An 8,575-nucleotide genomic window follows, 5' to 3' on the forward strand; every position below is an offset into this window, starting at 1 on the left:
CAAAAAACGGCAGAATATGTGGAGCTTGATGTATTCGCGAAGCTGCTACGCGGAGATAAAGGAGTAGGGCTCAAGCGCTATGTGCTCGGCGTGATGCTGTCAGCGATCACCGGACAGGCAAACAGATTGTTGAAAAAAGCGCATGATGGACGCTACCAGCTGTACCGTACGGCAGAGGGGCAAGGCCGTGCGCGTAAGGTAGGGCTGGATCTTGAGGTGTTCGATGCGTATTCCGGCGAACGCAGAAGCGTTAAAAGCCTTTCGGGCGGGGAAAAGTTTTTGGTTGCGCTGTCTCTTTCGCTGGGGCTTTCGGCAGTGGTGCAGGCACAAAGCGGAGGAATACAGATCGACGCTATGTTTGTTGATGAAGGCTTTGGATCGCTGGATCCGTCGTCTATCGAAAATGCACTGGATATCCTTGCCAGCATACGAGGCGGGCAAAGGCTCGTGGGAATCATTTCCCACGTACAGCTTTTAAGGGAGAACATCGATGCTTCCATTGAGGTCAGAAAAGAGCGGGAAGGAAGCGAAATTGTCATAAATATCTAGCGAAAATGTTATTGAATGCTGCTATAGGCAGGCGTATAATATCGATAAAACAAAATGGGGGACAACAAATGGCGTTTGATAAGATGGACTGGCATGCAGTGAACTTTCCGGATAGCATTGCGTACGAATGTGCGGGAACGCATATGGGGATGTATCTCGCATGGCTGATCGAGAACGATCTGATTGAAGAAGAATGGTTCGGTGAATTCGATGCGGAAATGCAAAAGGTCAAAAACCGTGAGATGACGGGGAGAGACCTTCTGATAGAGTGCTTTGACGAGAGCCTGATCGAGGATTTGATGACAGATGAGGCGCTTGAATTCACCGCGGAGTATTACGATTCGCACTATATAGACGATTACGCCGATGTGCTGGGCAATGACAGTGCGGACTGTGAATTTGCCGTTTATCTGCATGAGGATACATGGGAAAACTACGACCGTGTGGAACCTCTGATCAGTGCAAAATTCGAAAAGTGGAAGAACAAGCAGTTCGATTAAGCGTTCAATTTACGCCGCGCAGGAAGTGCCCGCGCGTAAATTCGCCGGAGGGCTTGACGCTTTTGCCCTGCATGGCCAGCCGGTATTGGCGGGCGATATCCCTGCATTCCCGCAGGGATTCTGTCGTGAAGACAAGACGCAGGACGTCCGCGCTCACCTGATTGAGCTTATCCGCCATAAAGATCGGCAGGGAGTTTAAGATGCGTACGCAGCACTTATCATCTGCTTTGATGATAGGAAAGCGCTTACCCATACGGTCTGTAAGAAATAAGTTGCCGTCTGCACGGCAGCTTTTTTTGTCGCATTTGATCGGGCAGTAGATGGTGGTCATGAGCGTCGCCCTGCCATAGACCACCACTTCTGTGGGGATAGGAGAGCAAATATCCCTGATCTGCGCCAGATTAAGCTCCGCGCTTAGTGTAGCGCGCTCATATCCAAGACTGTGCAGGGTATGCAGCGTTTCGCTGTTCATCACATTGAAGGACAGATTGGCAACCTTGTGCCTTGTGGTATTGTGAAGAAGGGTAGCGTACATTTCGCCGTCAAAAGAGGCGGACGGCGTGCAATCATCTTCACGATCGACCAAAGGATGAATGCCAATACACTTCTTACTTTGCTGATGTGCCTGCGTAACGACCTCCTGTGCCCACAAGGCGTTGCAGGGCACATAGAGGATGTCAACGTCATCCAATACGGATAACGCCTGCTTCTTACTTAAGACCTGTGCGGCAAGGGCATGGGGATTTTTCTTCTTACCCTTTGGCAGAGCGGTATATTCGCCGAAGGAAATATGTCCTGCATGTGCCACAGATTCATCTGCAGAAAGACGCTCGTCGCGTTGTATTGTTTCGGGCATTTTGGCGCTGAATGGACGGGAGGTAAAACCGCGCCTGCTGAACGCTTTTAGCAGGTCGTCTTTATCTTTTTGCGTAATACGTCCGCCGTCAAGCGCCTTGCGGTAGATGCGCGTTGCAGTACCTACGTACTGCGCAGGCTTCATGCGCCCTTCGATCTTGATGCTCGCAATACCTGCATCTTTGATATCGCCAATATAGTCCACAAGACACATATCCTTAGGGCTCAACAGCCGTCCTGATTTATTTTCCAGCTTATAGTCGAGGCGGCAGGGTTGTGCACACAATCCGCGGTTTGCACTGCGCCCGCCGAACATACTGCTCATCAGGCACTGACCGGAATAGCATACGCACAGTGCTCCGTGCACAAAAATCTCCAGCTCAGCGTCCGTCTGCTCACGAATATTGCAAATCTGGGCAAAGGAAAGCTCGCGCGCGAGGATCACCCGCGAAAAGCCAAGTTCTGTAAGAACCTGCACGCCGCGTGCACTGTACGCAGTCATTTGTGTGCTTGCATGCAAAGGGACATCAGGGCACAATCGTTTGAGCAGCATTGCGCAGCCAAGATCCTGCACGATAAAAGCATCGATCCCTGCCGCAGCCGCCTCCTTTGCGGTGCCGATCCAAGCAGCGATCTCGCGGTCGCGCACCAATGTATTGAGCGCTAGGTAAAGCTTTACGCCCGCCGCATGTGTATAAGAGACGGCTTGCGCGATATCACCGAAGTTCTCCGCGAGATTACGCGCACTGAAATTCTGCGCGCCGACATACACCGCGTCCGCGCCGTTTTCAATAGCCGCTTTTAAACTGTCAAACCCGCCTGCGGGAGATAATAATTCCATAAGAGTATTATACAACAGCCTGTCAACCGCGGATTCCCTTGATTTCATGCGCGTTTTGATATATAATAAATTGTTTGAAAATAAAGGAGAATGAAAAAATTGGTGAGAGAAGATTTAAGGAATATTGCAATCATTGCCCACGTTGACCATGGCAAGACGACGCTGGTGGACGAAATGCTCAAGCAGGGCGGCAGCTTCCGTGAAAATCAGGTGGTTGCAGATCGCGTGATGGACTCAGGAGATTTGGAGCGGGAACGCGGGATCACGATCCTCGCGAAAAACACCGCGACTTTTTATAATAATGTAAAGATCAATATTGTAGATACCCCGGGGCATGCCGATTTCGGCGGCGAGGTCGAGCGTGTGCTCAAAATGGTGAACGGCGTTGTATTGCTGGTGGATTCCTTCGAAGGGCCGATGCCGCAGACGCGGTTTGTGCTGCAAAAGGCGCTGGAACTCAATCACCGCGTGATCATTGTGGTCAACAAAATGGATCGGCCTGATGCACGTTTAAACGACGTGGGCGACGAAGTGCTGGAGCTTCTTTTGGAGCTTGATGCGACGAACGAGCAGCTCGATAGTCCGATCATCTATTGCTCGGGCAGAGAAGGGACGGCGACGTTGGACCCCAATGCACCGGGCGAAGATTTAAAGCCGCTGTTCGATACGATCTTAAGCTATATCCCTGCGCCGGAAGGCGACGAGACTGCGCCGTTGCAAATGCTTGTTTCTTCGATTGATTACAACGAATACGTGGGACGGATCGCTGTAGGGCGCATCGAGCGCGGCGAGATCAAGCAAGGGCAGGAAGTATCGTTATGCGATTTTCATGCAGAGGACTTGTGTACAAACGGTAAGGTCACGGCGATTTATCAGTACGACGGCCTAAAGCGCGTGCCGGTAGAGAGCGCAAAGGCGGGCGACATCGTAGCGTTTTCCGGACTGGACAGCGTTAATATCGGAAATACGGTATGCGCGCAATACGAATTTGAGCCGATTCCTTTTGTTAAGATTTCAGAGCCAACGGTCGAAATGACGTTTTCGGTCAATGATAGTCCGTTTGCGGGACGTGACGGTAAATTTGTTACATCACGCCATTTGCGCGACCGCCTGATGAGCGAGCTGCGTAAGGATGTATCGCTTGCGGTACACGAGACGGATAGAGCAGAAACGTTTCGTGTCCTCGGACGAGGAGAGATGCACCTCTCTATCCTGATCGAGACGATGCGCCGCGAAGGATACGAATTTCAGGTAGGCGCACCCAAGGTGCTTTATAAAACGGTAGACGGACATATGTGCGAGCCGATTGAGCGCCTGCTTGTTGATGTTCCTGCGGAAAGCGTAGGCAGCGTCATCGAAAAGCTGGGTTCAAGAAAATCGGAAATGATTCATATGACGCCGCAGGGGGAGCGTATGCGCATCGAATTCAAAATACCTGCGCGCGGGCTGTTTGGTTATCGCAGCGAATTTTTGACGGATACACGCGGCGAGGGCATACTCAATACCGTGTTTGACGGCTATGAACCATATAAGGGAGATATCGATAAGCGTTCCTTAGGATCGCTGGTTGCCTTCGAGACGGGGGATTCCATCACCTATGGCCTGTATAATGCGCAGGAGCGAGGGACGCTGTTCATTGGCGCGGGTGTCCCAGTATATATGGGCATGGTCGTTGGATGTTCGCCCAAAAATGAAGACCTTGTCGTTAACGTATGCAAGAAAAAGCATGCCTCCAACGTCCGCGCCTCCGGCAGCGACGATTCGCTGCGGTTGGTTCCGCCGCGGAACATGAGTATGGAGGAAATGCTCGAGTTTTTAGGCGACGATGAGCTTCTCGAAGTAACGCCGCACAATTTACGGATCAGGAAAAGGATATTGGATCATCAGCAGCGCATGAAGTCCAATAAGAAATAATATGGGAATTACAAAAAAAGTTCTGGAAAACTGCAAAAGACCGCAGGGCATGATGGGCAGACAAACCATCAAAAGAATGAACAAAAGTCACGCAGAGCTCACGGAATGGGGCTTTTCTAAGATCGATATCAGAGATACTGATACGGTTTTGGATGTTGGCTGCGGCGGGGGCAAAGCGCTTAAACTGTTGTCGAAAAGAGCGTTGCATGGAAAGCTTTACGGTATTGATTATTCGGAAACATCCGTAGACTGTGCATGCAAGGAAAACAAAAGCGATGTACAAAGCGGCAAAATGATGATTGTACATGGCAGTGTGTCGGATATGCCCTTTGAGAGTGATTTTTTCGATGTCATTACCTCGGTAGAAAGTTATTATTTCTGGCCGGATTTGAGCAAGGATTTAAAGGAAGTGCTGCGCGTCCTAAAGCCGGATGGTATGCTTTTGATTGTTGCAGAGATGTACGACCACGCACAGCAAAGCGAAAAAGACAAACAGATCGTACAGATGCTCGGGATGCACAACAATACGCCGGAAGAATTCCGCGATATGCTGCGGCAAGCGGGGTATCAGAATGTGCAGGTGGAAGAAAACAACGAACACGGCTGGATCTGTGTCCGGGGAATAAAATAAGCAAACAAAAAACGGCATGGCTGCCGTTTTTTGTTTGTTGCACTATTATTTTGAAAATTTATCCAGCATAAAGGCCATGTTTTCGCCAAGGGTTTTTAATGTTCCCGCCGCTTCTTCGTCGTTTTTCCATTCGTCCTTTTCGCAGGCCATTGTAAAGTTCCAGTAAGACGAGCTTACGACGGGCATCTGATTAATGGTAAATAGATAGTTGATAGCGGCCATCGTAAAATTGGAGCCTGCACGCCGTGCGGTCACGACCGCTGCGCCGGGCTTGTTTTTGAGCGTAAAGCCGTTTTCGCGGGTGACGCGTCCAAGACGGTCAATGAGTGCCTTTGTTTCGGTCGTCACATTGCCAAAATAGACAGGCGACCCGATCAGGATGCCGTCCGCCGCGCCTGCTGCCGCAATAAAATCGTTCATTTTATCTTTTTCGATGGCGCACTTGTTATTGTGTACGCGCATACAGCCCCTGCAGTCGATGCAACCATACAACAAATTCCCGCCGACCTGGACGATCTGCGTATCCACACCTCGTGCATTCAATTCGTCACATACCATTTTCAGGCTGTGGTAAGTGTTTCCATCCCTACGCGGGCTTCCGTTAAAAGCAACTACTTTCATAAGCGACACTCCTTTGAAAAACGTATGATATATTCAGTATAGCACGGAAAAAAGAGCGTGAGGAAGAAAATTTACCTAAAAAAGCAGAAAAGCAGTTTGAAAAGAAGGGATTAGATGATATACTGTTAACGGTATTTTACTTCATATTTATATTTTAAGTAGGTTAAAGGAGAATTCGATGGAATTTCTTGTAAACGGCATTATGGCGCTTACGTGGCAGCAGGTAGTGATGTTCATCATAGGCGGCGTGTTGATTTTCTTGGCAATTTCCAAAAAACTGGAGCCGGCGCTTTTGCTGCCGATGGGCTTTGGTGCGATCCTCGTCAATATCCCGCTTTCGGGCGCGGTAGATCAGGTGATGGCAGGGATCGGTAATGTAAACGGTATCGTGGACTGGTTGTTCAGCGTAGGGATCGAGGCTTCAGAGATGATGCCGCTGCTGCTTTTTATCGGTATCGGGGCAATGATCGATTTTGGCCCATTGCTGAAAAATCCAAAGCTGTTGTTCTTTGGGGCGGCGGCGCAATTCGGTATCTTTGCAACGATCACCGCTGCGGCAGCGCTTGGGTTCTCTCTGCCGGACGCGGCTTCTATCGGTATCATCGGTGCGGCAGACGGCCCGACTTCCATTTTGGTATCGCAGGTACTAGGGAGCGGCTTTGTAGGGCCGATCGCTGTGGCAGCCTACTCTTATATGGCGCTCGTACCTATCATACAACCGATGGCCATAAAATTGGTAACAACCAAAAAAGAGCGAGCCATCAAGATGGAATACCACGGCGAGGATATCCCCAAGATTGCAAAAATATTGTTCCCGGTCGTGGTAACAATGGTCGCGGGACTGGTGGCGCCGGCATCCATTGCGCTGGTCGGCTTCCTGATGTTTGGTAATTTGCTCCGCGAGTGCGGCGTTCTGGATTCGCTTTCGGATACCGCTTCTAAGGTGCTTGTAAACCTGATTACATTATTGTTGGGCATTACGATCGCTTCCACAATGAAAGCGGAAAATTTTGTAAATCTGCAGACTCTGATGATCATGGGTCTTGGTCTCGTGGCATTCTTCTTTGATACGATCGCAGGCGTTATGTTTGCAAAGCTTATCAACGTATTCAGTAAAAATAAGATGAACCCGATGATCGGCGCGGCGGGGATATCGGCATTCCCAATGTCCGCACGTGTTGTACAGAAGATGGGACTTGAGGCAAACAACCAGAATCATCTGCTGATGTTTGCGGTCGGGGCGAACGTTTCAGGGCAGATCGCGTCGGTTGTTGCAGGCGGTGTGATCCTCGGGCTTGTCCCGATCATGATGTAAGGAAGGGAAGGCAAATACTATGAATGAAGTATTGATCAGTTCTCTTGACTTGATGTGGAAGGGCATGCTTTCCATCTTTGTCGTGATTGCTGCGATTTGTATCGTTGTTATGATCATGAATAAAGTCACGAAGAAGAAAAAACAGAAAGAATAATCGTGGAATACGAAAAAATACTGGACGAGCGGTTTGTTGACTTGTACGGAAGCACATTGCTTCCGGAGGAGCTGTGCGTGCTTGACGGGCTGTGTTATGCGATCTCTTTCGCTGTCTCCTTGCCGAATGCGGTGATCGACGGGATCACAAACGGGCCGACGAAGACGTATTTCCATCATTATAGGACGTGTAACTCTTTTTTAGACCAGACTGCGTTTTTGCTTGTACAGGCAATCAGGCGGGAAGGGTATGACGCAGCGTATATTCCTGCGTCTCAGTCGGTAAGCGACGACGGATACCGCGGACTGCTGCCGCATAAAGCAGTGGCAAGACTATGCGGGCTGGGCGGCATTGGCGATAACGATCTGTTCCTCACACCCGAATACGGCTGCAGGGTAAGGCTTTGTACGGTGCTCACTGATATGCCGGTTGCGCACAATGTTCCGTCGCAAAACCCGTGTACACATTGTGGCTTGTGCACCCGGGCGTGTCCGAGTGGTGCGCTTTGCGGCAGAGAATGGAGCGAAGGCATTTCCGTGCAGGATATGATTGATGTAGGGAAGTGCAGTATGCACATGAAAAAGTCATATCAAAAAATCGGACGCGGCGCAGTATGTGGAATTTGTATGGCGGTATGCCCGGTGGGGACAAGAAAAGAAATGAAGACGCTATAGCTTATGTACAAAGAAATTATTAAAAATTTATTACAAAACTATTTACAAATAGAAAACAACGATGTATAATGAACCAAGGCTAAAAAATTAGGCACAAACTCATGACGAGTAAAAACAGAGGAGCGTAATATGAAAAGTATTATATCTAATGTTAAGGATGGTCTTTTAAAGACGGTAGGCACCGTAAAAGGCAAGCTGTCAGAAATGACCGGCAATATTTCTAACATGAGAAAAGTACAGAAAAGAAGAGTATCCAAAACGTATCAGAATACAACGGTAAAACGCAGCAGTGGGGTTTCTCCCATGCGTGCATCCCGCGTAGGCGGCATGACTTCGTCGCAGCCGACAGGACGTGTGGTTCGTAGATATGCTTCAAAGAGAGTCAACATGAAGCGTTTCACAGCGGTAGTCGCGATTGCACTTGTAGCAGTCATGGTACCGGTCATGGTTTTGGCGGCAAACGGCGACGCAACACAGCCCGAACCGGAACAGACACCGGTGGCAGCGGTTGTAGAACCGAC

The 8,575-nt window shown here is 49.6% G+C and carries 10 protein-coding genes; 8 read left to right on the forward strand and 2 right to left on the reverse strand.

Features of this window, described 5'->3' with window-relative positions:
• Both VB081_RS00560 and VB081_RS00565 read left to right on the forward strand, forming a co-directional pair.
• The coding region (locus tag VB081_RS00560; RefSeq protein WP_323398922.1) for an SbcC/MukB-like Walker B domain-containing protein at window positions 1–549 on the forward strand (549 nt) is incomplete at its 5' end.
• Window positions 550–617: 68 nt separating this feature from the next.
• Complete coding sequence (locus VB081_RS00565; protein ID WP_323398923.1) at window positions 618–1,049, forward strand: DUF7832 domain-containing protein; 432 nt, start codon at window positions 618–620, stop codon at window positions 1,047–1,049.
• 4 nt (window positions 1,050–1,053) lie between these two features.
• On the opposite strand, the gene VB081_RS00570 is transcribed toward VB081_RS00565, so the two are convergent.
• On the reverse strand, window positions 1,054–2,745 hold the full coding sequence (locus VB081_RS00570; protein WP_323398924.1) for a U32 family peptidase: 1,692 nt from the start codon (window positions 2,743–2,745) through the stop codon (window positions 1,054–1,056).
• Between the two features lie 99 nt (window positions 2,746–2,844).
• On the opposite strand from VB081_RS00570, the gene typA reads away from it, so the two are divergent.
• Window positions 2,845–4,659: a translational GTPase TypA gene (gene typA, locus VB081_RS00575; protein WP_323398931.1), complete on the forward strand. Its 1,815-nt coding sequence runs from the start codon at window positions 2,845–2,847 to the stop codon at window positions 4,657–4,659.
• 1 nt (window position 4,660) lies between these two features.
• Window positions 4,661–5,290 carry a class I SAM-dependent methyltransferase gene (locus VB081_RS00580; RefSeq protein WP_323398925.1) on the forward strand — a complete coding sequence of 210 codons (630 nt, stop codon included), beginning with the start codon at window positions 4,661–4,663 and terminating at the stop codon, window positions 5,288–5,290.
• 45 nt (window positions 5,291–5,335) lie between these two features.
• Here VB081_RS00580 and VB081_RS00585 read toward each other — a convergent pair whose 3' ends face one another.
• Window positions 5,336–5,911, reverse strand: coding sequence for a flavodoxin family protein (locus VB081_RS00585; protein ID WP_323398926.1), 576 nt, complete (start codon window positions 5,909–5,911; stop codon window positions 5,336–5,338).
• A 178-nt stretch (window positions 5,912–6,089) separates the two neighbouring features.
• On the opposite strand from VB081_RS00585, the gene VB081_RS00590 reads away from it, so the two are divergent.
• From VB081_RS00590 to VB081_RS00605, 4 genes are all read left to right on the forward strand, one after another.
• Window positions 6,090–7,226, forward strand: coding sequence for a sodium ion-translocating decarboxylase subunit beta (locus tag VB081_RS00590; protein WP_323398927.1), 1,137 nt, complete (start codon window positions 6,090–6,092; stop codon window positions 7,224–7,226).
• 19 nt (window positions 7,227–7,245) lie between these two features.
• Entirely contained in the window at window positions 7,246–7,380 is a 135-nt protein-coding gene (locus tag VB081_RS00595; RefSeq protein WP_323398928.1) for a sodium pump decarboxylase gamma subunit, read from the forward strand.
• A gap of 2 nt (window positions 7,381–7,382) precedes the next feature.
• Window positions 7,383–8,054, forward strand: coding sequence for a 4Fe-4S double cluster binding domain-containing protein (locus VB081_RS00600; protein ID WP_323398929.1), 672 nt, complete (start codon window positions 7,383–7,385; stop codon window positions 8,052–8,054).
• A gap of 129 nt (window positions 8,055–8,183) precedes the next feature.
• Window positions 8,184–8,575: hypothetical protein (locus VB081_RS00605; RefSeq protein WP_323398930.1), on the forward strand; the 392-nt coding region annotated here is incomplete at its 3' end.

The organism is Christensenella sp. (assembly GCF_034927525.1).
Taxonomy (GTDB): domain Bacteria; phylum Bacillota; class Clostridia; order Christensenellales; family Christensenellaceae; genus Christensenella.